The sequence below is a fragment of the Streptomyces paromomycinus genome (genome assembly GCF_003865155.1).
Classification (GTDB): Bacteria; Actinomycetota; Actinomycetes; order Streptomycetales; family Streptomycetaceae; genus Streptomyces; species Streptomyces chrestomyceticus.
In genome coordinates this window covers 7,348,814-7,374,539 of sequence record NZ_BHZD01000001.1, presented here as the reverse complement: position 1 = coordinate 7,374,539, position 25,726 = coordinate 7,348,814, and the positions used below count along the sequence as shown (strand labels likewise).

Sequence of the window (25,726 nt, the reverse complement as noted above, 5' to 3'; positions counted from 1 at the left end):
GGACGCGCGGCTGTTACGCCGTGACGGTCAGCTTCACGGTCAGGACCGCGCCGTCGGCGGTGGTCAGGCGCAGCAGGAAGGTGCCGGTCTGTCCGTCGGTGCGGATCTCCGGCAGCTTGAGCAGGCCGTCGGCGCCGGTCTTGAGGGTGAGGCTGCGGATCGGCTTGGCCTTGTCCGCGTCCGTGCCGGTGCCCTTGCCCGCATCGGCAGCACCCGCAGCACCACCAGTAGCCGCCCCCGTACCGCCACCTGCGAAGTACGGCCCCTTGTCGTTCTCCACGGGCTGCTTCGGGTCGTCGGTGACCATGGTCGCGGTGACCGCGACGCCCGCCGCGATCTTCCCCTGGTAGGTGGCCTTGACCTCGACGGTGCCCTCGGCGAAGGAGGTGCCGGCCTTGGCTGTCAGCTCCTTGTCGGAGGTGCGGGCCAGCGCGTCGGCCTTGGGCTCGGGCGCGGGCTTGGCCTCGACGGTGGCACGGACGTCGGTCGGCGGGACCTGGCGGCCCACCGCGGTCGCCCGGACGGTGAAGCTGCCGGCCTGGTCGCCCGCGCTGAGCTTCGGCGCGGTGGCGATGCCGTCGGCGCCGGTCAGTACGGTGACGTGGTCGCTCTTGCCCGCGAACCGGGCGCCGGTCTTGCCGACGAGACGGAACTCGACGGGGACGCCCGCGACCGGCTTGCCGTCGGCGTTCTTCGCCCGTACGCGTACCGGCTCGGCGAAGTCCTCGCCCGCGGTGGCCGTGAGGTCCTGCGCGCCGACCCGCTCCAGCGCGGTGACCGGCGCGGGCTTGGTCGGCGGCTTGGTGGGCGGGGTGGTCGGCGGCTTGGTCGGGTCGGGCTCGGCGGGGCCGGGGCCGGTGGGCGGGGTCGTCGGCTTGCCGCCGCCCGGCTTTCCGCCCGGCTTTCCGCCCGGTGTGCCGCCGCCCGGCTTGCCACCCGGCTTGCTGCCGCCGGGGGCAGGCTCGGTGGTCTTGCCACCGGTGTCCTTGCCGCCGTCGCCGTGTCCGGTGCCGGGCCGGGAGCCGGGGAAGACCGTACGGCCCGGAGTGGGCCCGGCGCCCGCGGCGACGTCCCGGCCGCTGCCCGTGCCACCGCGGTGCACCGGCAGCAGGCCCTTGCCGTCGGGGACCTCGTGGGTGCCCTTGCGGTAGAAGGCGACCCAGGACAGGACCGTGTTCAGGTACTCCGTCGACGGGTTGTAGCCGAGGATCGCCTTGTCCAGATCGCCCTGTACGGACAGGTCGCGGTTGTTGGCGCAGAGGTAGCGGCCGGCGCCGAGGGCGGCGTCGTAGATGTTGTTGGGGTCCTTCTTGCCGTCGCCGTTGCCGTCGGCGCCCCAGCCGGTGCCGTCGGGGCCGCCCCGGGACCAGGTCGAGGGGATGAACTGCATGGGGCCCACCGCGCGGTCGTGCGTGGTGTCGCCGTCGAAGACACCGCGGTCGGTGTCGGTGATCTTCGCGAAGCCCTTGCCGTTGAGCTGCGGGCCGGTGATGCGCTGCAAGGTGGTGCCCTCGGCGTCCACGGCGCCGCCGCGGGCGTGACCGGATTCCACCTTGCCGATGGCGGCGAGCAGTTGCCAGGGCAGCCGGCAGCCGGGGTCCGACTGGGCGACGCGGGCCTCGGCCTTCTTGTACGCGTCCAGGACGGTGGCGGGGATGCCGGCCTCGGCCGGACCGGTGGCGGCCGGGCCGCCGGTGCCGGGCGAACCGCCGGGCTTGACCGGGCTGTTCAGGGGCGGCAGGTCGGTGTAGTAGGGCGAGCCGCCGTCGATGGGCGTGTCGCCCGACGGCGCGGTGGGCTCCCCGTTGGTGTTCCCGGTCCTGGCCTCGGCCGCGCCCGGCGCCTGGGACGCGGTCAGGGCGGCCAGCGCGAGCGCCGCCACCGCCGTCGAGGCCGCTCCTTTGCGGAGCCGCCGCCCGAATGTGGCTGCCATCTGCTGCCCGTCCCCTCCGCGTTGATCCACCGCGCGCACGGCGCCGTGATGCGCTTCCCGGCGCTCCCAACTCACGTGACACTACGACAACTTCCGGCGGGCATCTACTGCTCTCAACGCCAGACATACTGATCCTAAACGATCAGGGAGAGAGTCATGCCGTTCACACTCAGCCATGCCGCCGCGGTGCTCCCGGTCCTGCGGCGGACCGGGACGGCGCGCGGGCCGCTGGTCGCCTCGGCTCTCGTCGCCGGATCGTTCGCGCCGGACCTGACCTACTACGCGGACTCCGTGGTACCCGGCGCCATGCTCTTCGGCGACGTCACGCACGGGCTGCCGGGCATGCTCACGGTGGACGTGCTGGTCACCGCGCTGCTCGTCGGCGGCTGGCTGCTGCTGCGCGAACCCCTGGTGGCGCTGCTGCCGGCGGCCTGGCGCGGCAGGGTGTACGCGGCGGTGCGCGGCCGTCCCTGGCCGACGGGCGGCCGGCCGCTCGCGGCGCTCGCCGTGTGGTTCTACGTCTCGGCGGTGCTGGGCGCGCTGACCCACATCGTCTGGGACGCGTTCACGCATCCGGGCCGCTGGGGCACCCGGCTGTTCCCCGTCCTCAACGAGGCCGTCGGGGGCTTTCCGCTCTGCACGTACGTCCAGTACGGCACGTCGGCGCTGGCCCTGGCCCTGATCGGCTGGTTCTTGTGGACGGCGCTGCGGCAGGCGCCGGACGCCCCCGCTCCGGCCGGGCTGCCGGTACTGGCCGGAGGGCGGCGGCTGCTCGGCGTGGCGCTGCTCGCGCTGTGCCTGTCCGGCGGCGCCGTGCACCGTACGCTGCGGGCCCGCGCCGAGTTCGGGGCCCTGTCCGTGACCTGGTTCGACTACGTACCGACCGTGCTTTTCGGCGCGGGAGCGGGCCTCGTCCTCGGGCTGCCGTTGTACGCGGTGGCGGTACGGCTGCTGCACCGCCGCACGCCCGGGGCCGACCGTACGGCCGCGTACGACCACTCCGGCGCGCGGCCGTAGACGGCCACCGGCGTGGCCGAGAGGCGAGGGTGCCGCGCAAGCGGCCGGGAGGCAGGGACGCCACCCGAGCGGCCGGACGGCAGGGGCGTCACCCGCGCGGCCAGGAGGCGAAGGCGCCACCCGAGCGGCCGGGCGGCAAAGGCGCCGCACACCCGTCCGTACGCGCGGCGCCTCTCCTCCCTACGCGGCTCAGTGCGCCGCCGACTCCCAGTCACCGCCGGAGCCGACCGACACGTCCAGCGGAGCGCGCAGTTCCACGGCGCCCGCCATCTCGCGCCGCACCAGCTCCTCGACCTGCTTGCGCTCGCCGGGCGCGACCTCGACCACGATTTCGTCGTGCACCTGGAGCAGCATCCGGGAGCCGAGGCCGGCGGCCCGCATCGCCTCGTCGACCCGCAGCATGGCCACCTTGACGATGTCGGCGGCGGTGCCCTGGATGGGGGCGTTCAGCGCCATCCGCTCGGCCATCTCGCGGCGCTGGCGGTTGTCGCTGTTCAGGTCGGGGAGGTAGCGGCGGCGGCCCATGATCGTCTCGGTGTAGCCGGTGGCGCGGGCCTTGTCGACGACGTCCTGGAGGTAGTCGCGCACCCCGCCGAACCGCTCGAAGAAGTTGTCCATCAGACGGCGGGCCTCGTCGGGCTGGATGCCGAGCTGCTGGGAGAGGCCGAACGCGGACAGGCCGTACGCCAGGCCGTAGGACATCGCCTTGATCTTGCGGCGCATCTCCGGGTCGACCTCGGACTTGTCGACCGAGAAGACCTGGGAGGCGACGGTGGTGTGCAGGTCCTCGCCGGAGGTGAACGCCTCGATCAGGCCCTCGTCCTCGGAGAGGTGGGCCATCACCCGCAGCTCGATCTGGCTGTAGTCGGCGGTCAGCAGGGACTCGTACCCCTCGCCGACGACGAAGCCGCGGCGGATCGCCCGGCCCTCGTCGGTGCGGACCGGGATGTTCTGCAGGTTCGGCTCGGTGGACGAGAGGCGGCCGGTGGCGGCCACCGTCTGGTTGAAGGTGGTGTGGATCCGGCCGTCCGCCGCGATCGTCTTGATCAGGCCCTCGACCGTGGTGCGCAGCTTGGACTGCTCCCGGTGCCGCAGCATGATCACCGGGAGTTCGTTCTCGGTCTGCGCGGCGAGCCAGGCCAGGGCGTCGGCGTCGGTGGTGTAACCGGTCTTGGTCTTCTTGGTCCTGGGCAGGCCCAGCTCGCCGAAGAGGACCTCCTGGAGCTGCTTGGGCGAGCCGAGGTTGAACTCGTGGCCCGCCGCGGCGTGCGCCTCCTGCACGGCCTGCTGGACGGCGGCGGCGAACTGCTGCTCGATGCGCTCCAGCCAGCCCCGGTCGGCGGCGATGCCGGCCCGCTCCATCCGGGCCAGCAGCACGCTGGTGGGCAGCTCCAGGTCGCGCAGCAGACCGGCCGCGCCGACCTCGTCGAGCTTCGTGGTCATGGCGGCGCCGAGGTCCAGGACCGTACGGGCCTGGTTCATCAGGGCGTCCGCCTGGGCGCGGTCGTCGGCGCCGAAGGCGAGCTGTCCGTCGCTCTCGGCGGCCGGTGCCAGGTCGCGGCCCAGGTACTCGACGGACAGGGCGTCCAGCGCGAAGGAGCGGCGGCCGGGCTTGACCAGGTAGGCGGCGAGGGCGGTGTCCATCGTGACGCCGTCGATGCTCCAGCCGTGCTCGCCGAAGACCCTCATCAGGCCCTTGACGTTGTGCATGACCTTGTGGTTCGCCGGGTCGGCGCTCCAGGCGGCGAAGGCCCGCTCGTCGGCCTCGTCCAGTGTGGCGGGGTCGAACCAGACGGCCGGGCCCTCGGCGGTGGCCAGGGCGACCTCGGCGACGCTGCCGCTGCCGACCGTCCAGGTGTCGACCGTGGAGACGCCCAGCAGCTTGCCGCCGTGCTCGGCCAGCCACGGGGCCAGCTCGCCGGCGCCGGCGACCGTGCCGTCGATCTCCACCTCGGCGGGCGCGGGCCCGGCGTCCGCGGCCTCCGCCGCGCCCGGGTCGGCGGCCAGCAGGCGCTCCCGCAGTCCCTGGTTGCGGATCTCCAGCGTCTCCAGGAAGACGGTCAGCGCCGAGCGGTCGTACGCCGCGCGCGCCAGCTCGGCGGGGCCGCAGGGCAGCTCCACGTCGCGCACCATCTCGGTCAGGACGCGGTTGAGCTTGACCGCCTCCAGGTGGTCGCGGAAATTCTGCCCGGCCTTGCCCTTGACCTCCTCGGCGCGCTCCACCAGCTCCGCGAACGAACCGAACTGGTTGATCCACTTCGCGGCGGTCTTCTCGCCGACGCCGGGGATACCGGGCAGGTTGTCGGACGGGTCGCCGCGCAGCGCCGCGAAGTCCGGGTACTGGGCGGGGCTCAGGCCGTACTTCTCCTGGACCTTCTCCGGGGTGAAGCGGGTCAGCTCGGAGACGCCCTTGGTCGGGTACAGCACCGTGACGTCGTCGGTGACCAGCTGGAAGGAGTCGCGGTCGCCGGTGACGATGGAGACCTCGAAGCCCTGGGCGGTGGCCTGGGTGGCAAGCGTGGCGATGACGTCGTCGGCCTCGAAGCCCTCCACGGCGAAGCGCTTGACGTGCATCGCGTCCAGCATCTCGCCGATCAGCTCGACCTGGCCCTTGAACTCGTCGGGGGTCTTGGAGCGGTTCGCCTTGTAGTCGGGGAACTCCTCGGAGCGCCAGGTCTTGCGGGAGACGTCGAAGGCCACCGCGAAGTGCGTGGGCGCCTCGTCACGCAGGGTGTTCGCGAGCATCGACGCGAAGCCGTAGATCGCATTGGTCGGTTGCCCGGAGGCGGTGGTGAAATTCTCCACGGGCAGGGCGAAGAACGCCCGGTACGCCATGGAATGCCCGTCCATCAGGAGCAGCCGGGGACGGCCGCCCTCCACCGCTTCGGTGCCGGTCGCTTCGCTCTTCTTCGCTGCCTTTGCTGCCACACCCCGATCCTGCCACGCCCCACTGACAATCCCCGCCGCGACGACCGCGGCGGCGCCGCCGTCAGCCGTCCGTGACAGGATTCTGTATACGGCACCTATCGTCGCCCCGCGGTGTCGGCGGCGCCGTACCCCAACAGCACACCACTCGGCTCAAGGGAGAGCGCCATGGCAGGCAAGCCGCCCGCTTCGGACCCGATCCAGGACTCGCCCGAGGTCACACCGCCCGAGCACTACGCCGTCGGCCTGCCGGCCATCGGCCACGCGCTGCGCATGTCCCAGCAGCAGATGGGCGTGCGCCGCACGGCCCTGACGCTGCTCCGGGTCAACCAGAAGGACGGCTTCGACTGCCCCGGCTGCGCCTGGCCCGAGCCCGAGCACCGGCACGCGGCCGAGTTCTGCGAGAACGGCGCCAAGGCCGTGGCCGAGGAGGCCACGCTGCGCCGCGTCACCCCCGACTTCTTCGCCGCCCACCCGGTCTCCGACCTCGCGGACCGCAGCGGCTACTGGCTCGGCCAGCAGGGCCGCCTGACCCGGCCGATGTATCTGGACGAGGGCGCCGACCGGTACGTACCGGTGTCCTGGGAGCGGGCCTTCGACATCATCGGCGAGGAGCTGACCGCGCTCGGCTCCCCCGACGAGGCCGTCTTCTACACCTCCGGCCGGACGAGCAACGAGGCCGCCTTCCTCTACCAGCTCTTCGCCCGCGAATTCGGCACGAACAACCTGCCCGACTGCTCGAACATGTGCCACGAGTCGTCCGGCTCCGCACTGACGGAGACCATCGGCATCGGCAAGGGCAGCGTCCTGCTGGAGGACCTGTACAAGGCCGACCTGATCATCGTCGCCGGGCAGAACCCGGGCACCAACCACCCCCGGATGCTCTCCGCCCTGGAGCAGGCCAAGGCCGGCGGCGCGAAGATCATCTCGATCAACCCGCTGCCCGAGGCGGGCCTGGAGCGCTTCAAGAACCCGCAGAGCCCGCGCGGCCTCGCCGGACGCGGCACGGCCCTGACCGACCTCTTCCTCCAGGTACGCATCGGCGGCGACCAGGCCCTGTTCCGTACGCTCAACCGGCTCATCCTGGAGACCGAGGGCGCCGTCGACACCGAGTTCGTCGAGGAGCACACCCACGGCTTCGAGGAGTTCGCCGCGGCGGCCCGCGCAGACGACGACTGGGACGCGACGCTGGCCGCCACGGGTCTGACCCGCGCGGAGATAGAGCGCGCGCTGGAGATGGTCCTGGCGTCGCGGCGCACGATCGTCTGCTGGGCGATGGGCCTGACCCAGCACAAGCACTCCGTCCCCACCATCCAGGAAGTCGTCAACTTCCTGCTGCTGCGCGGCAACATCGGCCGCCCCGGCGCGGGCGTGTGCCCGGTGCGCGGCCACAGCAACGTGCAGGGCGACCGCACGATGGGCATCTTCGAGCGTCCCGCACCGGCCTTCCTGGACGCCCTGGAGAAGGAGTTCGGCTTCGCGCCGCCCCGCGAGCACGGCTACGACGTCGTACGGGCCATCCGCGCGCTGCGCGACGGTGACGCCAAGGTCTTCTTCGCGATGGGCGGCAACTTCGTCTCCGCCACCCCCGACACGGACGTCACCGAGGCCGCCGTACGCCGCGCCCGGCTGACCGTCCACGTCTCCACCAAGCTCAACCGCTCGCACGTCGTCACCGGCGCCCGCGCCCTGATCCTGCCCACCCTGGGCCGCACGGAGCGCGACGTACAGGCGGGCGGCGAGCAGTTCGTGACCGTCGAGGACTCCATGGGCATGGTGCACGCCTCGCGCGGCCGCCTCGCGCCCGCCAGCCCCCACCTGCTCTCCGAGCCCGCCATCGTGGCCCGCCTCGCGCGCCGCGCCCTCGGGCCGGACAGCCGCACGCCCTGGGAGGACTTCGAGAAGGACTACGGCGCGGTCCGTGACCGGATCGCCCGCGTCGTCCCCGGCTTCGAGGACTTCAACGCCAAGGTGGCCCGCCCCGGCGGCTTCGCCCTCCCGCACGCCCCGCGCGACAGCCGCAGCTTCCCCACGGCCACCGGCAAGGCCAACTTCACGGCCGCGCCCGTGGAGTACCCGCACCTGCCCGAAGGCCGGCTGCTCCTCCAGACGCTGCGCTCGCACGACCAGTACAACACCACGATCTACGGCCTCGACGACCGTTACCGCGGCATCAAGAACGGCCGCCGCGTCGTCCTGGTCAACCCCGAGGACGCCCGCGCGCTCGGCCTGGCCGACGGCTCGTACACGGACCTCGTCAGCGAATGGACCGACGGCACGGAACGGCGCGCGCCCGGCTTCCGCGTCGTCCACTACCCGACAGCGCGCGGCTGCGCGGCGGCGTACTACCCGGAGACCAACGTCCTGGTGCCGCTCGACCACACCGCCGACACCAGCAACACCCCCGCCTCGAAGTCGCTGGTGGTCCGCCTGGAGCCGGTGGCGCCGCAGACGTGACCGGACGACGCGCACCTGACCGGGCGCCGCAGATCTGACCGGGCGCCGCAGACCTGACCGGACCGGCGCGTGCGGTACGGGCCACCGCCCCGGCCCGTACCGCCGCTCCATGGCCTGATTCCATGGCCTGATAAGAACGTGCACGACTCAACGACCGGCGTCGGACCGGCGCCGCCCCGGCGCGCCGCACCGCCGCCACCGGCACACGAACGGAGCCGCAGGACATGGGCGAGCAGCGCGCGACCACGTTTCCGCAGGAGATCATCGACCAGTGGGCCGGGCTCGGCCTGGACCTCGGCGCGCTGTTCTCCGCCGGTCACCTCGGTACGCGCATGAGCGTGCAGGTCCTGGAGGCCGCGCCGGACCGGGTCGTCGGCACCATGCCGGTCGAGGGCAACACCCAGCCGTACGGGCTGCTGCACGGCGGCGCCTCCGCGGTGCTCGCCGAGACCCTCGGCTCGGTCGGCGCGATGCTGCACGGCGGCCCCACCAAACTGGCGGTCGGCGTCGACCTGAACTGCACCCACCACCGCGGCGCGCGCTCCGGCCTGGTCACCGGCGTCGCCACTCCGGTGCACCGGGGCCGCTCGTCCGCCACGTACGAGATCGCGATCACCGATGAGGACGGCAAGCGGGTGTGCAGCGCCCGGCTGACGTGCATGCTGCGCGACGTGGACGCGTCGGTGTACCACCGCGGCTGAAACCCGCCCCCGTGCGCTGTGCACGGCCCCCACGGCGTCCTGGCGGCCCCGTTCCCGGAGAGGGAGCGGGGCCGTCGCCGTACGCTCCCCGGCGCGTGAACCCCATCGCCCGCGCCGCGCCGCGCGCCCCCGCGTCCTGTAACGCTCCGTAGCCCGCGCGGAGGGTGGCACCGCCGCCGGGACCCTCTCCGGTGCACCGGTCGCTCTTCCGTCCCGTACACCCCATCCGATATGCGGACGTCCGCACCATGATCAGTCCCAAATCCCGTGCGGGAAGTGCCAGTTCACGCTCCGCTCGGCGTCCGCGCCGAATGTAAGGAGCATGAGGGCAAAACGCTCATCGACGGTCATAACAAGAGCGTCACATCCCGGTCAGCGCCGCTGTCAGGCCACCGGGCACCGCTCTAGAGTCACCGCCAGTCACCGCGCCGCCGGGCAGGCGTTGCGAGCACGGACCCTGTACCACCCGTACGGCCCGGCGCGCGAAACGGTCGTGCGACGCGCCCGGCCGCGCCAGGGAAAGGACTGATCGTGCGTCACCATTCCTTGCTCATACTCACCACCGCGGTCACCGCAGGCGCCCTCACACTCTCCGCATGCGGCTCCCGCGGCGACGACAAGAAGGGCGGCGAGGGGTCCAAGACGTCCGTGACCATCGGGCTCGACGCCCCGATCACCGGCGAGCTCTCCGCCCTCGGCCTCGGCATCCGCAACTCCGCCCAGCTCGCCGTCGACAACGCCAACAAGGCCGGCGAGATCAAGGGCGTCGAGTTCGAGCTCGAACCGCTCGACGACAAGGCGCAGGCCAACGTCGGCCAGCAGAACGCCACCAAGCTCGCCGGCGACAAGGACGTCCTGGGCATCGTCGGCCCGCTGAACTCCAGCGTCGCCCAGTCCATGCAGCAGGTCGCCCAGCAGAACGGCGTGGTGCTGATCTCCCCGGCCAACACCACCCCGGACCTCACCCAGGGCAAGGACTGGAAGCAGGACAAGCGGGTGCGGCAGTTCTCCACCTACTTCCGCACGGCCACCACCGACGAGGTGCAGGGCGCCTTCGACGGCCAGTTCGCCTGGGAGAAGGCCAAGTTCAAGAACGCCTACGTGATCGACGACCAGAAGACCTACGGCGCCGGCCTCGCCGCCTCCTTCCGCACCCAGTTCACCAAGCTGGGCGGCAAGGTCGTCGGCTCCGAGCACGTCAACCCGGAGGACCGCGACTTCAAGGCCGTCGTCGCCAAGGTCAAGGCGGCCAAGCCGGACGTCGTCTTCTACGGCGGCGAGTACCCCGCGTCCGGGCCGCTGAGCCAGCAGCTCAAGGACGGCGGCGTCACCGTGCCCCTGATGGGCGGCGACGGCATGTACAGCGCCGACTACATCAAGCTCAACAAGAAGGCGCAGGGCGACTACGCCTCCTCCGTCGGCAAGCCCGTCGAACAGCTCGCCTCCGCCAAGAAGTTCATCGAGGACTACCAGGCCGCCGGCTACAAGGACCGCTACGAGGCGTACGGCGGCTCCTCCTACGACGCCACCTGGGCCCTGATCCAGGCCGTCAAGAAGGTCGTCGCGGACAACGGCGGCAAGCTGCCGTCGGACGCGCGCAAGAAGGTCGTCGAGGCCATGAACCAGGTCTCCTTCGACGGCGTCACCGGCCATGTCTCCTTCGACAAGTACGGCGACACCACCAACACCATGATCACCGCCTACCAGGTCGACCAGGGCAAGTGGGCCGCCCGCTTCAGCGCCGAGTTCAAGAAGTTCGACAAGGCCGGCAAGAGCTGACCCGGCCGGGCCGGCCCGTACCGCCGGGGCCGGCCGCTCCGTACCGCCGAGGCCGGCGGGCCCGGACCGTCCGCGGTCCCAGCTCGCCGGGCCCCGCCGCTCCATCCACCGGCCAGTGCCCCCGGGCCGCGCCAGGACGCCACGAACGCCCTCCGGCGCAGCCCGCGGCACACGGGCTTGCCGCCACCGCCCGTACCGTCTTCCCACCCCACGGAGGCCCTGCGGTGAACGAACTGCCGCAACAGCTGGCCAACGGACTCATCCTCGGCGCGATGTACGGACTCATCGCGATCGGCTACACGATGGTCTACGGCATCGTCCAGCTCATCAACTTCGCGCACGGCGAGATCTTCATGGTCGGCGGCTTCGGCGCGCTCACCGTCTACCTCGTCATGCCGTCCGGCACGTCCCTCCTCCTCGCGCTGCCCCTGATGCTCCTCGGAGCCGTCGTCGTCTCCGGGCTCGTCGGCGTGGCAGCGGAACGTTTCGCCTACCGGCCGCTGCGCGGCGCGCCCCGCCTCGCGCCCCTGATCACCGCCATCGGCCTGTCCATCGTCCTCCAGCAGGCCGTCTGGATGTGGTATCCCGAGGGCAACAAGGCCCGGGTCTTCCCGCAGTTCAAAGGGGACTCCTTCGAGATCCTGGGCGCCACCGTCCAGCGCGGTGACATCTTCGTGATCGCCGCCGCCCCGGTGTGCATGATCGCCCTCGGCTTCTTCGTCGCCCGCACCCGCAGCGGCCGCGCCATGCAGGCCACCGCCCAGGACCCGGACACCGCCAAGCTCATGGGCATCAACACCGACCGGATCATCGTGCTGGCCTTCGCCATCGGCGCGGTCTTCGCGGGCGTCGCCGCCGTCGCCTACGGGCTGCGCACCGGCGAGGTGCAGTTCCGGATGGGCTTCATCCTCGGCCTCAAGGCCTTCACCGCGGCCGTCCTCGGCGGCATCGGCAACATCTACGGCGCCATGCTCGGCGGCCTCGTCCTCGGCGTCGCCGAAGCGCTCGCGACCGGCTACGTCGAGGAGATCCCCGGCATGCAGCAGTTCGGCGGCGGCGCCTGGAAGGACGTCTGGGCCTTCGTCCTCCTCATCCTCGTCCTGCTGCTCAGGCCACAGGGCCTGCTCGGCGAACGCGTCGCGGATCGGGCGTGATAGCGATGACCACCACCACACCCGCCAACGGCGGCGACGGCACCGGCAAGACGGCCGGGACCGCGACGCCGCGCCCCCCGGGCGTCCTCCCCCTGCCCGAACGCGGTGCCCTCCTCGGCACCGCGGCCGCCGCCCTCGCCACCGCCGCCTCCACCGCACTGCCCTGGACCTGGAGCAGCGCCTTCCCCGGCGACCTCACCTACTACGGCTCCCCCGCCGGCCTCCAGCTGATCACCCTCGCCGGCGGCGTCCTCACCCTCCTGTTCGCCCTCTCCGGCCTCGGCGTCCGCTACCTCGGCTGGCTCACCCCCGCCGGCCGCACCGCCCCCGTCCTGTTCGCCGCCCTCGCCACCCTCGCCGCCACCTGGTTCACCCTCGGTGCCATCGCCGTCCAGCTCGGCGGCCTGGTCAACCTCGAAGCCGGCGGCTACATCGCGGGCGCCGCCGCGCTCGCCACGTTCCTCGGCGCCCTCGGCCTGCCCGCCGACCGCCCCGTACCGGCGGTCCGGGACGCCGTTCCGGCACCCGGCGCCTGGCAGCGCTTCACGGGTGCCCTGGCCTCCGTACCGCCGCGCACACCCGCGCGCCCCCTGCCCTCCTGGGGCGAGATCCTGATCATCGCCGCGGCCTTCGGCGCCGGGCTGTACGTCTTCACGTACGGCATCGACGCGGAGGACGGCGCGCCCTTCGTCGGCTACCTGATCTTCGTCGCGCTCGCCACGCCCGCCCTGATCCGCGCCGGACTCGTCCGCCGCCTCACCGAGATCACCGCCCGGCACCGCGGCGTCGCGCTCGCCGCGGCCTTCGTCGCCGCGGCCTGCTTCCCGTTCACCCAGGACACCGACCAGTACACGATCATCGGCGCCAACATCCTGATCTTCGCCACCGTCGCGCTCGGCCTGAACGTCGTCGTCGGCCTCGCCGGCCTCCTCGACCTCGGCTACGTGGCCTTCCTCGGCGTCGGCGCCTACGCGGCCGCCCTCGTCTCCGGCAGCCCCGAATCGGTCCTCGGGCTGCACTTCCCGTTCTGGGCCGCCCTGCTGACCGGCGCCGCCGCCTCCCTCGCCTTCGGCGTGCTGATCGGCGCCCCCACCCTGCGCCTGCGCGGCGACTACCTCGCCATCGTCACCCTCGGCTTCGGCGAGATCTTCCGTATCGCCATGCTCAACCTCAACGGCACCACCGGCCCCGACGTCACCAACGGCGCCATGGGCATCCCCAACATCCCCAACCTGGAGATCTTCGGCTTCAACTTCGGCGAACCCCACGAGATCCTCGGCTTCACCATCGCCACCTACGGCAACTACTACCTCCTGATGATCCTCGTGACCGCCGTCGTCGTCCTGGTCTTCCGCCGGGCCGCCGCCTCCCGCATCGGCCGCGCCTGGATCGCCATCCGGGAGGACGAGACCGCCGCCGTCGCCATGGGCGTCAACAGCTTCCGGCTGCGCCTGCTCGCCTTCGCCCTCGGCGCCGCCCTCGCCGGGTTCGCCGGCACCGTCCACGTCCATGTCGTCACCACCGCCACCCCCGAGCAGTTCCAGTTCGCCGGGCCCACCCCGCCCAACTCCGCGTTCCTGCTCGCCGCCGTCATCCTCGGCGGCATGGGCACCCTCAGCGGCCCCCTCGTCGGCGCGGCCCTGCTCTTCCTCATCCCCGCCAAACTCGACTTCCTCCAGGACTACCAGCTGTTCCTGTTCGGCCTCGCCCTCGTCCTGCTCATGCGCTTCCGCCCCGAGGGCCTGATCCCCGACCGCAGGAAGCAGCTCGAATTCCACGAGACCGGCCAGCTCGACGTACCCGACACCCGCCTGCCCGCCGGGGACCAGGCGCTCGGCGGCGGCACCCAGGCGAAGGCGTGACGAGACCATGACCACACCCACCAGCACCGCCGACACCGTCCTCGAAGCCGCGGGCGTCACCATGCGCTTCGGCGGCCTGACCGCCGTACGCGATGTCGACCTGACCGTCCGGGCCGGTGAGATCGTCGGCCTCATCGGCCCCAACGGCGCCGGCAAGACCACCTTCTTCAACTGCCTCACCGGCCTCTACGTTCCCACCGAAGGCACTGTCAGCTACCGAGGCACCCGCCTCTCCCGCAAACCCCACCTCGTCACCAAGGCCGGTGTCGCCCGCACCTTCCAGAACATCCGCCTCTTCGCCAACATGACCGTCCTGGAGAACACCCTCGTCGGCCGCCACACCCGCACCAAAGAAGGACTCTGGTCCGCCCTCCTGCGCGGCCCCGGCTTCCGCAAGGCCGAACGCTCCTCCGAACAACGCGCCATGGAACTCCTGGAGTTCACCGGCCTCGCCGCCAAACGCGACCATCTCGCCCGCAATCTGCCCTACGGCGAACAGCGCAAGCTGGAGATCGCCCGCGCCCTCGCCAGCGACCCCGGCCTGCTCCTCCTGGACGAACCCACCGCCGGCATGAACCCCCAGGAGACCCGCGCCACCCGCGACCTCGTCCTCGCCATCCGCGACCAGGGCACCGCCGTCCTCGTCATCGAGCACGACATGCGCTTCATCTTCAACCTCTGCGACCGCGTCGCCGTCCTCGTCCAGGGCGAGAAACTCGTCGAAGGCAGCTCCGAGACCGTCCAGGCCGACGAACGCGTCGTCGCCGCCTACCTCGGCACGCCCTTCGAGGACGCACCCGGCGCCGAAGAAGCGGCCGAGGTACGGGCCGCGGAGGAACAGGCCCGCGCCGCCGGCCACGCCCCCGCCGCCCCGGAGGACGCCCCCAGCGCCCACCCCCCGTCCGAGGACCGCCCACCGGGCGACTCCGCACCCGGCGGCCCCGCCCCGGAGGGAGACGCCCGATGACCACACCCCCGCTCCTCCAGGTCGAGGACCTGCGCGTCGCCTACGGCAAGATCGAAGCCGTCAAAGGCATCTCCTTCACCGTCGAGGCCGGCCAGGTCGTCACCCTCATCGGCACCAACGGCGCCGGCAAGACCACCACCCTGCGCACCCTCTCCGGCCTCCTCAAACCCCTCACCGGGAAGATCACCTTCGACGGCGCGCCGCTCACCGGCGTCCCCGCCCACAAGATCGTCGAACGCGGCCTGGCCCACTCCCCCGAAGGCCGCCGCCTCTTCCCCCGCCTGACCATCGCCGAAAACCTCAAGCTCGGCGCGTTCCTGCGCAAGGACCCGGACGGCATCGAGGCCGACATCCGGCGCGTCTACGACCTCTTCCCCATCCTCGGCGAACGCAGCCGCCAGGCCTCCGGCACCCTGTCCGGCGGCGAACAGCAGATGCTCGCCATGGGCCGCGCCCTGATGTCCCGGCCCAAACTGCTGATGCTGGACGAGCCCTCCATGGGCCTGTCCCCCATCATGATGCAGAAGATCATGGACACCATCCGCGAACTGCGCGCCCAGGGCACCACCATCCTCCTGGTCGAACAGAACGCCCAGGCCGCGCTCTCCCTCGCCGACCACGGCCACGTCATGGAGACCGGCACCGTCGTCCTGTCCGGCACCGGGCAGGAACTCCTGCACGACGAGTCCGTGCGGAAGGCCTACCTGGGCGAGGACTGAGAAGACACCGCGAGGGCCCCGGCCGGAGGCGCACCGGGCCGGGGCCCGACGGCCTACTGGGTCGCCACCAACACGTGATACAGCGCGTAGAGCACCGCCGGCAGCGCCCCGATGAGCACCGCGACGGCCGCGAGCACCGCCGGCAGCCGACGCGTCGACTTCAACTCCCGTACGAGGTAGGCGACCAGCCCGAAGAAGGCCAGCGTCACCACCACCCCGGCGGCAAGCCACATCCAGTCTCCTGAGTGCATGACGCACTCTCCCTTCGACCATGCCTAGTCCAGCGGGCGACCTCGGCGCACGACCGCGGAACGCTCCGGACAGGCCCGTGGTAAGGGAGCCCGCGGCCGGAGCACGGCGACGCGAAGAGTCGGAACGACGGTAGCCCAAATCACGCCCCATGGGCCACAGTTGGGAAAGAAAAACGGCGAGGCAGGGCTCCCGGGCTACCACCCCCGGGGCCCCGCCGAAAGCGCGCCGGACCAGGCATGAGTCTCAGGACGCTGTCCTGCAAGAGTGGATGCACCCTGTAAACGAACGATGAACGCACCACACACCCCCTTTATACATCCTCGACCAAGGCTCCAACCAGCATGGATCCACGCTCACTTAACGTCCGCTGAATGCGCTGCTAAGTTCGTCGGCAGCGCGTACAGCGCACTGGAGCACCGGAAGGGGCACACCGACGTGGCAACGCTCCGCTTCGGCCTGCTGGGGCCGGTGACCTCCCACCACGACGGCACACCCGTCGCACTGGGCCCCCCGCAGCGCAGAGCCGTCCTCACCGCCCTGCTCCTCCAGCCCGGACAAGCCCTCACCGTCGCCACGCTCCGCGAACGCGTCTGGCCCGGCCCGCCCCCCGCATCGGCGATCTCCGCGATCCACCTGCACATCCATCACCTGCGCCGCACCCTGGCGCAGTACGAAGCCCCGGGCCGCGAACGCCCGGCACGCCTGACCACCCACCCCGGCCACACCCCGGAGAACGTCAGCTACGTCCTCCACGTCGCCCCCGGCCAGGTGGACACCGACCGCTTCCGCCACCTCGCGGACGACGGCGCCGACCACCAGGCCCGGGGCGACCACCACGGCGCCCTCGACCGCTTCGACGCGGCACTGGCCCTGTGGCGCGGCGAACCCCTCACCGGCCTCCGGCCCTCCGCCTTCGTACGCAACACCCGGCGCGCCCTCACCGAGATCCACCTCGACACCGGCAAACGCCGGGCCACCGCACTGCTCGCCACCGGAGCGGTCTCCCGGGCCACCCTCGCCCTCAAGGACCTGCACGACCGGCACCCCGACGACGAGAGCGTCGTCATCGCCCTGGCCCGCGCCCTGTGCGCGGGCGGAGCGGAGAGCCGCGCCATGCGCCTGATCGGCGAAGAACTCGAACGACGGCACCGCACCGACGGCACCCGGCCGCCGGCCCTGGCACACGCCCACGCGGCCCTCCTGCACGGCACCGTCCCGCACGACGCTCCCCTTCACGACGCTGCGGACCAGCACGATGGATCTTGAAGCTCGGATCCTCGGACCGCTCCAACTCACCCTCGGCGGCGTCGACATCACCCCGACCGCCATCCGCCAGCAGGCGCTGCTCGCCGCCCTGCTGCTCCACCACGGCCAGACCGTCCCCCTCACCGCCCTCACCGCGGCCATCTGGGGCACCGACGCGCCCGCCACCCCCAGAAATCAGATACAGACCCACGTCCACCGCATCCGCCGGCAGTTCGACAAGACCGTCGGCCACGGCACCGGACGCCGTCTCCTCCCATGGACGCAGGACGGCTACGCCCTGCACCTCCCCGCGGACCGCATCGACCTGACCCGCTTCGTCACGGCCGTCGACACGGCCAGGACTCAGCTGAACGAAGGCGCCCCCCACATCGCTCGCGGCCTGCTGGCCGACGCCCTCGCCGCCTGGCGGGGCCCGGCCCTCGCCGGCCTCGCCACCGGCACCGGCCTCGCCCCCCACGTACAACGCCTGGAAGACCTGCGTACCGAAGCACTCGGCCTGCGCATCGCAGCCGACCACCGCACCGGCCACGCCGCACGCACCATCCTCGAACTGCGCACCCTGGTGGCCGAACACCCCCACGACGAAACCTTCCACGCCCACCTCGCCACGGCCCTCCACACGACCGGCCGCACCACCGAAGCCCTGCGCGTCCTCGAACGCTACGACGCTGCCTCCGAGGCCGCGTACGGCACCGGCCTGCCACCCCGCCTCCAGGCACTCCACGCAGCGATCAAGAACGACGCGGAGCCCGCGACCGCACCCGCCCCATCCGTCACCACCACCACTGCGGACCCGCCGCCCCTCGCCGCCAGCCCCCCGCCGAACCGCAACGCACCCGACACCCACCAGGACTCCGTCCGCTTCACCGTCCTCGGCCCCGTACGAGCCTGGCGCGGCACGACACCACTCGCGGCCGGTTCCCCACAGCAGCGCGCCCTCCTCGCCGTCCTGCTGCTCCGCGGCGGCCGGACCGCCACCGCACCCGAACTCGTCGACGCCCTCTGGGGCGAAGAACCACCGCACGCCGCCCTCGCGGCACTCCGTACGTACGCCTCCCGCATCCGCAAAGCACTCGGGGCCGACGCGGACCTCCTGGTCGCCGAGTCCGGCGGCTACGCCCTGCGCCCACTGGGCGGCCGGCCACTCGACCTCGACATCGATCACGCGGAAAGGTACGCGGCCGAGGCCGAGGACGCCCGCGCCGCCGGTGACCTCGGCGCGGCCCGCGCACTCCTGAACTCCGCCCTCGCCCTGTGGGACGGCGAATCACTGGCCCACCTCGCCGGACCGTACGCGGACAACCAGCGCACCCGCCTGGAGGAATGGCGCCTGTCCCTCCTGGAGACGCGCCTCGAACTCGACCTCGACCTCGGCAACCACACCGAAGCCGTACTGGAACTCACCGCACTCACCGCCGCACACCCCCTGCGCGAACGCCTGCGCGAACTCCTCATGCTCGCCCTCTACCGCAGCGGCCGGCAGGCCGAAGCGCTCGCCGTCTTCGCCGACACCCGCCGCCTGCTCGCCGACGAACTCGGCGTCGACCCCGCCCCCACCCTCGCCGCCCTGCACCAGCGCATCCTCGCCGCCGACCCCGAACTGGCCGGCCCCACCCCGCAGAAGTCCGACGAACCTGCCCGCGTCGTGCCCCTGCAACTCCCGGCCACTGTGCCGGACTTCGTCACCCCCAACGCCTTCCTAGCCGCGCTGCTGAACAAACTCGCCCCCACCGGCGACACGTTCACGCCCGTAGCAGCCATCAGCGGCTTGCCCGGCGTCGGCAAGACCACCCTCGCCGTCCACGCCGCCCACCTCGCCCGCGACCACTTCCCCGACGGCCAGCTCTACGCCGACCTCCAGGCCGCCCACGCCCCCGCCGACCCCGCAACCGTCCTCGGCTCCTTCCTCCGCGCCCTCGGCACCCCCGAATCCGACATCCCCGACGGCACCCACGAACGCGCTGCCCGCTACCGCGCCCTCCTCGCGGACCGCCGCATCCTCGTCCTCCTCGACAACGCCCACGACGCCGCCCAGGTCCGCCCCCTCCTGCCCGGCACGGACGGCTCCGCGGCCCTCGTCACCAGCCGCTCCCGCCTCGTCGGCCTCGCCGGCGCCCGGTTCGTCGACCTCGACGTCATGGCCCCCGAGAAGGCACTCACCCTCTTCACCCGCATCGTCGGCGAACAGCGTGCCGCCGCCGAACCCGAAGCCGCCCGGGACGTCGTCAACGCCTGCGGACACCTGCCGCTCGCCATCCGCATCGCCGCCGCCCGCCTCGCCGCCCGCCGCACCTGGACCGTCGCCGTACTCGCCGCCAAGCTCGCCGACGCACACCACCGGCTCGACGAACTGCGCGCCGGCGACCTCTCGGTGGCATCCGCCCTGGAACTCAGCTACCGACGACTGACACCACGGCAGGCAGAGGCCTTCCGGCTCCTCAGCCTCGCCGACGGCCCCGACATCTCACTGCCCGCGGCAGCGGCCCTGCTCGACACGGAGGCCGACAGCACCGGCACCGCAACCCGCTCCCCCCACCAGCCCCACCCACCCGCCGAAGAACTCCTCGAATCCCTCGTCGACACGTCCCTCCTGGAATCCGCCGCCCCCAGCCGCTACCGCTTCCACGAACTCGTACGCCTCTACGCCCGCTCCCGCGCCGAACGCGACGAGGACCCGCCGGAAGCGCGCTCAGCAGCCCTCACCCGGCTGCTCGACCACTACCTCGCCACCGCCACCGACGCCCACCAGCTCAAGTGCCCCGGCGACCGGCTCCTCGACCACCTCACCCCGGCCACCCGGCCCGGCACCGTCTTCACCGGCCGCAGCGCCGCACTGGATTGGCTGTCCACCGAAGGCGGCAACCTCCTGGCCGCCGTACAGCAAGCCACCGCCCCGGGCCGAGACACTCGCGAACTGCGCGCCGCCACCGACCTGCTCTTCCTCACCCAGGACCTGCTCGGCCCCGCCCCCCTCCTCCCTCAGTACGAGCAGACCGCCCACACCCTGGCCGAAGCCGCCCACGAAGCAGGAGACACCACCGCCGAAGCCCGCGCCCGGCTCCTCCTCAGCCGCGCCCACGCCCGGCTCGGCCGCTTCCGGGACGCCGAGATCCAGTCCCGCGCGGCCCTCACCCTCGGGCAGCTCGCCGACGACCCCGTCGTACGCGGCCGAGCCCTGCACCTCCGCGGCGTCGAAGCACTCACTGCCCACCGCCACACGGCCGCACTCACGTACTTCACCAAGGCCCTCGACGCTGCCCGGCACGACGGCGACCGGTACGGCGAAGCGGCGGCACTCGCCCACCAGTCCCGCGCCCTGCTCGCACTCGGACGCAAGAGGGAATCCCTGGCCGCCGCGGACCACGCCCTCCGCCACCACCGCGACCTCGGCGCCTCCGTACGGCTGGCCCACGGCCTGTACACGACAGGAGTCACCCTGGCCGCGGCAGGCCGGCTGGACGCGGCACGGTCCCGGTACACCGAAGCTCTGGCGCTCTTCCACGAAGAACGCCAGAGCCTGTGGGTCGGGCTCACCCGCTACCGGCTTGCCGAAGCCCTCCTCGAAGCCGGGGAGCCCTCCGAAGCCGCCCGCCACGCGGAAGCCGCTTTCGACGCGCTTCTGATCGACGGCGACCCATGGCGGCGTGCCAAAGTCCTCGTCACCCTCGGCCACGCCCTGCGGGCAGCCGGCCGGCCGGAACGCGCCCACGCCATCTGGCAGGAGGCGCTACAGCTCTTCACGCCGCTGCGCGCCCCGGAGGCCGACGACGTACGCGCTCTGCTCGGCCTCCCGGCAGCGCGCACCCCCGCCGCCGCGCACCTGCCCTGACGGCTACTCGCCGTCCTTGGCCTTCTTGTCCTTGTCCTTCTGCTGCTTCTTCTCCTCGGCGTCCTCGATGACCGCCTCGGCGACCTGCTGCATGGACAGCCGACGGTCCATCGACGTCTTCTGGATCCAGCGGAAGGCGGCCGGCTCGGTCAGCCCGTACTGGGTCTGCAGCACGCTCTTCGCCCGGTCCACCAGCTTGCGGGTCTCCAGCCGCTGGGTGAGGTCGGCGACCTCCTTCTCCAGCGTCTTCAGCTCCGTGAAACGGCTCACCGCCATCTCGATCGCCGGCACCACGTCGCTCTTGCTGAACGGCTTGACGAGGTACGCCATGGCCCCGGCGTCCCGCGCCCGCTCCACCAGTTCGCGCTGCGAGAACGCGGTGAGCATCAGCACCGGGGCGATGCTCTCCTCGGCGATCTGCTCCGCGGCGGAGATCCCGTCGAGGATCGGCATCTTCACGTCCAGGATCACCAGGTCCGGCCGGTGCTCCCGGGCCAGCTCCACGGCTTTCGCCCCGTCCCCGGCCTCGCCGACGACGGTGTACCCCTCCTCCTCCAGCATCTCTTTGAGATCGAGACGGATGAGGGCCTCGTCCTCGGCGATGACCACACGGGTCGTCTGCGGCGGGACATGCGACTGATCGTCCTCGGCGACGGGCTGCTCGGGCTCGGCGGCGCTCACGGGTCTCCTCGTTCCAGGCAGGTGGTGCCCCATGAGCCTACCTATCTCCTGTATGTTTGAGGCACGGCGGGTCTCCGCTAGCCTTGGTTTTCAAGGTAAGCCCTGGTAGTCCAGCGGGAGAGACACGGTGCTCAAACCACCGACAGCGTGGGTTCGAATCCCACCCAGGGCACTTTACCTTCGATTCGAAGGTAACGCACCAGTTGGCGATCTTCACTCTACGCGGTGAACGTAGTAGCGAATCAGCCCGCGCAGGCAGACATCCAGCCAAGCTCGTATTCATGTACGACCTTGATACGCGTCAGCGAGCTCTGGATCTCCTACGGCAAGGCGTCACCAATCGCGTGGTGGCGCAGCAACTCGATGTCCCGCGCGGAACCGTCGGCTGGTGGCGCCACGAAGACCGCAAACGCCGTGGCGAGCCGTTCGAGCGCACCCACGACTGCCCGCGTTGCGCACCCCGGCCCTTCGACCGCAGGGCCTATGCGTACTTACTCGGCCTCTATCTCGGCGACGGCCACATCGTCTCAAAGACGAAACAGCACCACTTGTCCATCTACTGCGGTGATGCCTGGCCCGGCCTCGTCGACGAGGCCGAGGAGGCCATGCGCAAGGTGATGGCCACGCCTTCCACGGGCCGACGCCAGAAGACGGGGTGCGTGGAGGTGAAGTCCTACACCCGGCACTGGACGTGCTTGTTTCCCCAGCACGGCCCCGGCAGGAAGCACGAGCGGCCCATCGTCCTGGAACCGTGGCAACAGGAGATCGTCGACACCTACCCGTGGGAACTGATTCGCGGTCTGATCCACTCGGACGGCTGCCGGGTCACCAACTGGACCACGCAGTTCGTCGGCGGCCAGTCCAAGCGGTACGCATACCCGCGCTACTTCTTCACCAACAAATCCGAGGACATCCTGAAAATCTGCTCCGACACCCTGACGGCCGTGGGCGTCGAATGGAAGATCACCCGGAAGTTCGGCGACCCGTTCAACATCTCCGTGGCCAAGCGCGCCTCCGTGGCCCTCATGGACACCCACATCGGCCCGAAATACTGATCTCCTGAAGGCGGCACGCGGCCATGTACGACATCCCCACCCGCAAACGCGCCCTCGCCCTCCTGGCCCAGGGACGCAGCCTCAACTCCGTCAGCAAGGAGACCGGGATATCGCGGTCGGCGATGCGCGAGTGGCGCGTCCGGCTGGAGCCGCGCGCCCGCCCGCGGACGGAGTGCGTACGGTGCGCGAGTGAGCCGCGGCCGCCCGCCGACACCGCCGCGTACGCGTACCTGCTCGGGCTTTACCTGGGGGACGGCTGCATCAGTGCGCACCCGCACGGCGGCTTCGTCATACGGATCGCGTGTGCGGACGCGTGGCCGGGCCTCATCGACGCTTGTCGTACGGCTGTGCTGCGTGCGGGGACCGGTAACAGCGTCTGCCTGGTGCGGAAGCAGGGCTGCGTCATGGTGTCCTCTTACAGCGCGCACTGGCCTTGCCTGTTCCCGCAGCACGGGCCTGGTAAGAAGCACGACCGTCCGATCGTTCTGGAGCCCTGGCAGCAGCGCATCGTCGACGCGCATCCCTGGGAATTCCTCCGCGGCCTCTTCCATTCCGACGGCTGCCGGATCACCAATTGGGCGACCCGCCTCGTGGGCGGCGTGCGCAAGCGGTACGAGTATCCGCGGTACTTCTTCACCAACGCGTCCGCCGACATCGTCCGGCTCTGTACGGACGCGCTGGACGCGGTGGGCGTCGCCTGGCGGCAGGCCCGCCACAGTCGCCGCGCGCAGAATGTGTCGGTGGCCCGCCGTGCCTCGGTGGCACTGATGGATGTGCACGTCGGGCCCAAGTACTGAAGCGGCGGCCGCGGGCGGCGGGTTACTTCGGGGAGTCGTCCTCGCCGATGTGGTGGACGCGGACGAGGTTGGTGGAGCCGGCGACGCCGGGTGGGGAGCCGGCGGTGATGATGACGACGTCGCCGCGTTCGCAGCGGCCGATGCGCAGGAGTTCCTCGTCGACCTGGGCGACCATCTCGTCGGTGGAGTCGACCTTGGGGCCGAGGAAGGTTTCGACGCCCCAGGTGAGGTTGAGCTGGGAGCGGGTGGCCGGTTCGGGGGTGAAGGCGAGGAGGGGGATGGGTGAGCGGTAGCGGGAGAGGCGGCGGACGGTGTCGCCGGACTGGGTGAAGGCGACGAGGAACTTGGCGCCGAGGAAGTCGCCCATTTCGGCGGCGGCGCGGGCGACGGCGCCGCCCTGGGTGCGGGGTTTGCTGCGGTCGGTGAGCGGGGGCAGGCCCTTGGTGAGGATGTCCTCCTCGGCCGCGGCGACGATGCGGGCCATGGTGCGTACGGTTTCGGTGGCGTACTTGCCGACGCTGGTCTCGCCGGAGAGCATCACCGCGTCGGTGCCGTCGATGACGGCGTTGGCGACGTCGGAGGCTTCGGCGCGGGTGGGCCGGGAGTTCTCGATCATGGAGTCGAGCATCTGGGTGGCGACGATGACCGGCTTCGCATTGCGTTTGGCGAGTTTGACGGCGCGCTTCTGGACGACCGGGACCGTTTCCAGGGGCATTTCGACGCCGAGGTCGCCGCGGGCGACCATGATGCCGTCGAAGGCGGCGACGATGTCGTCGATGGCGTCGACGGCCTGGGGTTTTTCGACCTTGGCGATGACGGGTCGGAAGCAGTTCTCCTGGCGCATGATGCGGTGGACGTCGTCGATGTCGTCGCCGCTGCGGACGAAGGAGAGGGCGATGATGTCGGCGCCGATGCGCAGGGCCCAGCGGAGGTCTTCGCAGTCCTTCTCGGAGAGGGCGGGGACGGAGACGGCGACGCCGGGGAGGTTGAGGCCCTTGTGGTCGGAGACCATGCCGCCTTCGACGACCTTGGTGTGGACCTCGGTGTCGCGGACGTCGGTGACCTGGAGGGTGACCTTGCCGTCGTCGACGAGGATGCGTTCGCCGGGGGTGACGTCGTCGGCGAGGCCTTCGTAGGTGGTGCCGCAGCGGTGGCGGTCGCCTTCGACGCCAGGGCGGACGGTGATGGTGAAGGCGTCGTCGCGTTCGAGAAGTACGGGGCCTTCGCGGAACCGGCCGAGTCGGATCTTCGGGCCTTGAAGATCGGCGAGGACGCCGACGCTGCGGCCGGTCTCCTCGGATGCTTTGCGTACCCGCTCGTACCGCGCCTCGTGGTCGGCGTAGGTGCCGTGGCTGAGGTTGAAGCGGGCCACGTCCATACCGGCTTCGACGAGTGCCTTGATCTGCTCGTACGAGTCGGTGGCGGGTCCCAGTGTGCAGACGATCTTTGCTCGGCGCATGAGGCGACCCTACGACCTACTCATAGGTAGGGAACTGTGGGGAAGTGACTGCCCAACGGCCTTTACGTGAAAGGCTCTTGACAAGTAGTTGAATGCGCGCGCCGGTGCTCCTATGAGCGGATAAGCGAACGTCGCGGGGCTCGGGGTCACAGTGCGGGGCGGGTCATCGTGAAGCGGGCGTTGATCTGTGCGTACACCTCCTGGCGGGCGGGTTCGAGGTCGAGGGCGGGGGCGCTTTCGGCCGCGGCCGCTCCCCCGTAGGCGACGGAGCGGAACGCGCCGCCGGGTACGGGCATCGGCGTGGCGTCGTCGGCGCCGGTGTCGGCGAGTTCGAGGACGGCGTCGAGGCGTGCGCCGAGGGCTTCGGCGTATTCGCGGGCGCGCTGAACGGCTTCGCGCACGGCCTGCCGGCGGGCTTCGCGGTGGGCGGGCGAGTCGGGGCGCAGGGCCCACCAGGGGCCGTCGACGCGGGTGAGGTCGAGGTCGGCGAGGCGGGTGGTGAGTTCACCGAGGGCGGTGAAGTCGGCGAGCGTGGCGGTGACGCGGACGCGTCCGTGGTAGGCGCGTACGCGTTCGTGGCGGCCTTTGGCGGTGATTTCGGGGGTGACGGAGAAGGCGCCGGTGTCGAGTTTCTCGACGGCGTCGCCGTAGCTCTTGACGAGGGTGAGGACCTGGTCGTTGCGGTGGGTGAGGTCCTTGAGGGTCGCGGTGCGGTCGGTGCCGCGGGCCTGGACGGTGATGTCGATGCGGGCGATCTCGGGGTCGGCCTCGATACGGGCTTCGCCGCGGACGGCGAGGCGGGGCGCGTCGGGGGTGCCGTACGGGAGGGCGGCGGGCCGGGTGTCGGGGTCGGTCATGGGGGCAGCCTGGCAC

18 protein-coding genes, 1 tRNA gene and 1 pseudogene are annotated in these 25,726 nt (G+C 71.5%); 14 read left to right on the top strand and 6 right to left on the bottom strand.

Annotation, left to right across the window (positions count from 1 at the left end; translation table 11 throughout):
• Positions 1-13: 13 nt before the first annotated feature.
• Positions 14-1,933: a lytic transglycosylase domain-containing protein gene (locus OEIGOIKO_RS31730; RefSeq protein WP_125056920.1), complete on the bottom strand. Its 1,920-nt coding sequence runs from the start codon at positions 1,931-1,933 to the stop codon at positions 14-16.
• A 156-nt stretch (positions 1,934-2,089) separates the two neighbouring features.
• Here OEIGOIKO_RS31730 and OEIGOIKO_RS31725 point away from each other — a divergent pair, with 156 nt between their 5' ends.
• Positions 2,090-2,950 carry a DUF4184 family protein gene (locus OEIGOIKO_RS31725; RefSeq protein ID WP_125056919.1) on the top strand — a complete coding sequence of 287 codons (861 nt, stop codon included), beginning with the start codon at positions 2,090-2,092 and terminating at the stop codon, positions 2,948-2,950.
• A gap of 189 nt (positions 2,951-3,139) precedes the next feature.
• Here OEIGOIKO_RS31725 and polA read toward each other — a convergent pair whose 3' ends face one another.
• Positions 3,140-5,878, bottom strand: a complete 2,739-nt coding sequence (polA, locus tag OEIGOIKO_RS31720; RefSeq protein ID WP_125056918.1) for a DNA polymerase I — start codon at positions 5,876-5,878, stop codon at positions 3,140-3,142.
• A gap of 165 nt (positions 5,879-6,043) precedes the next feature.
• Here polA and OEIGOIKO_RS31715 point away from each other — a divergent pair, with 165 nt between their 5' ends.
• The 7 genes from OEIGOIKO_RS31715 (at position 6,044) to OEIGOIKO_RS31685 (ending at position 15,514) form a co-directional block, all read left to right on the top strand.
• Complete coding sequence (locus tag OEIGOIKO_RS31715; protein ID WP_125056917.1) at positions 6,044-8,332, top strand: FdhF/YdeP family oxidoreductase; 2,289 nt, start codon at positions 6,044-6,046, stop codon at positions 8,330-8,332.
• A 224-nt stretch (positions 8,333-8,556) separates the two neighbouring features.
• Complete coding sequence (locus OEIGOIKO_RS31710; protein WP_125056916.1) at positions 8,557-9,033, top strand: PaaI family thioesterase; 477 nt, start codon at positions 8,557-8,559, stop codon at positions 9,031-9,033.
• Between the two features lie 546 nt (positions 9,034-9,579).
• Complete coding sequence (locus OEIGOIKO_RS31705) at positions 9,580-10,812, top strand: branched-chain amino acid ABC transporter substrate-binding protein (RefSeq protein WP_125059216.1); 1,233 nt, start codon at positions 9,580-9,582, stop codon at positions 10,810-10,812.
• A 224-nt stretch (positions 10,813-11,036) separates the two neighbouring features.
• Positions 11,037-11,966: a branched-chain amino acid ABC transporter permease gene (locus OEIGOIKO_RS31700; protein ID WP_125056915.1), complete on the top strand. Its 930-nt coding sequence runs from the start codon at positions 11,037-11,039 to the stop codon at positions 11,964-11,966.
• 5 nt (positions 11,967-11,971) lie between these two features.
• Complete coding sequence (locus tag OEIGOIKO_RS31695) at positions 11,972-13,828, top strand: branched-chain amino acid ABC transporter permease (protein WP_246177658.1); 1,857 nt, start codon at positions 11,972-11,974, stop codon at positions 13,826-13,828.
• Positions 13,829-13,835: 7 nt separating this feature from the next.
• On the top strand, positions 13,836-14,795 hold the full coding sequence (locus OEIGOIKO_RS31690; RefSeq protein WP_125056914.1) for an ABC transporter ATP-binding protein: 960 nt from the start codon (positions 13,836-13,838) through the stop codon (positions 14,793-14,795).
• Positions 14,792-15,514, top strand: coding sequence for an ABC transporter ATP-binding protein (locus tag OEIGOIKO_RS31685; RefSeq protein WP_125056913.1), 723 nt, complete (start codon positions 14,792-14,794; stop codon positions 15,512-15,514). Before OEIGOIKO_RS31690 ends, OEIGOIKO_RS31685 begins: the two co-directional genes overlap by 4 nt.
• Positions 15,515-15,567: 53 nt before the next feature.
• Here the strand turns inward: OEIGOIKO_RS31685 and OEIGOIKO_RS31680 are convergent, their stop codons facing one another.
• The gene (locus OEIGOIKO_RS31680; protein WP_125056912.1) at positions 15,568-15,765 is read right to left on the bottom strand and encodes a hypothetical protein; all 198 of its coding nucleotides are present in this window, start codon (positions 15,763-15,765) and stop codon (positions 15,568-15,570) included.
• Positions 15,766-16,201: 436 nt separating this feature from the next.
• Between OEIGOIKO_RS31680 and OEIGOIKO_RS31675 the strand changes: the two genes are divergently transcribed.
• The 3 genes and pseudogenes from OEIGOIKO_RS31675 (at position 16,202) to OEIGOIKO_RS31670 (ending at position 20,861) form a co-directional block, all read left to right on the top strand.
• Positions 16,202-17,032, top strand: coding sequence for an AfsR/SARP family transcriptional regulator (locus OEIGOIKO_RS31675; protein WP_170251930.1), 831 nt, complete (start codon positions 16,202-16,204; stop codon positions 17,030-17,032).
• A pseudogene (locus OEIGOIKO_RS44005) lies at positions 17,022-17,705 on the top strand (AfsR/SARP family transcriptional regulator); the annotation flags it as partial. The gene OEIGOIKO_RS31675 and the pseudogene OEIGOIKO_RS44005, both read left to right, overlap by 11 nt.
• A gap of 57 nt (positions 17,706-17,762) precedes the next feature.
• A complete protein-coding gene (locus tag OEIGOIKO_RS31670) occupies positions 17,763-20,861 on the top strand; it encodes an AfsR/SARP family transcriptional regulator (RefSeq protein ID WP_371859033.1) in 3,099 nt (1,032 codons plus the stop codon).
• Positions 20,862-20,864: 3 nt separating this feature from the next.
• Here OEIGOIKO_RS31670 and OEIGOIKO_RS31665 read toward each other — a convergent pair whose 3' ends face one another.
• Positions 20,865-21,542, bottom strand: coding sequence for an ANTAR domain-containing response regulator (locus tag OEIGOIKO_RS31665; protein WP_125056909.1), 678 nt, complete (start codon positions 21,540-21,542; stop codon positions 20,865-20,867).
• 99 nt (positions 21,543-21,641) lie between these two features.
• Between OEIGOIKO_RS31665 and OEIGOIKO_RS31660 the strand changes: the two genes are divergently transcribed.
• The 3 genes from OEIGOIKO_RS31660 (at position 21,642) to OEIGOIKO_RS31650 (ending at position 23,394) form a co-directional block, all read left to right on the top strand.
• A tRNA-Leu gene (locus OEIGOIKO_RS31660) sits at positions 21,642-21,714 on the top strand.
• Positions 21,715-21,823: 109 nt separating this feature from the next.
• Positions 21,824-22,597: a helix-turn-helix domain-containing protein gene (locus OEIGOIKO_RS31655; protein WP_125056908.1), complete on the top strand. Its 774-nt coding sequence runs from the start codon at positions 21,824-21,826 to the stop codon at positions 22,595-22,597.
• Between the two features lie 23 nt (positions 22,598-22,620).
• A complete protein-coding gene (locus OEIGOIKO_RS31650) occupies positions 22,621-23,394 on the top strand; it encodes a helix-turn-helix domain containing protein (RefSeq protein ID WP_125056907.1) in 774 nt (257 codons plus the stop codon).
• Positions 23,395-23,416: 22 nt separating this feature from the next.
• On the opposite strand, the gene pyk is transcribed toward OEIGOIKO_RS31650, so the two are convergent.
• Positions 23,417-24,853, bottom strand: coding sequence for a pyruvate kinase (gene pyk / locus OEIGOIKO_RS31645; RefSeq protein ID WP_125056906.1), 1,437 nt, complete (start codon positions 24,851-24,853; stop codon positions 23,417-23,419).
• Between the two features lie 146 nt (positions 24,854-24,999).
• On the bottom strand, positions 25,000-25,710 hold the full coding sequence (locus tag OEIGOIKO_RS31640; protein ID WP_125056905.1) for an SIMPL domain-containing protein: 711 nt from the start codon (positions 25,708-25,710) through the stop codon (positions 25,000-25,002).
• Between the last annotated feature and the right edge of the window lie 16 nt (positions 25,711-25,726).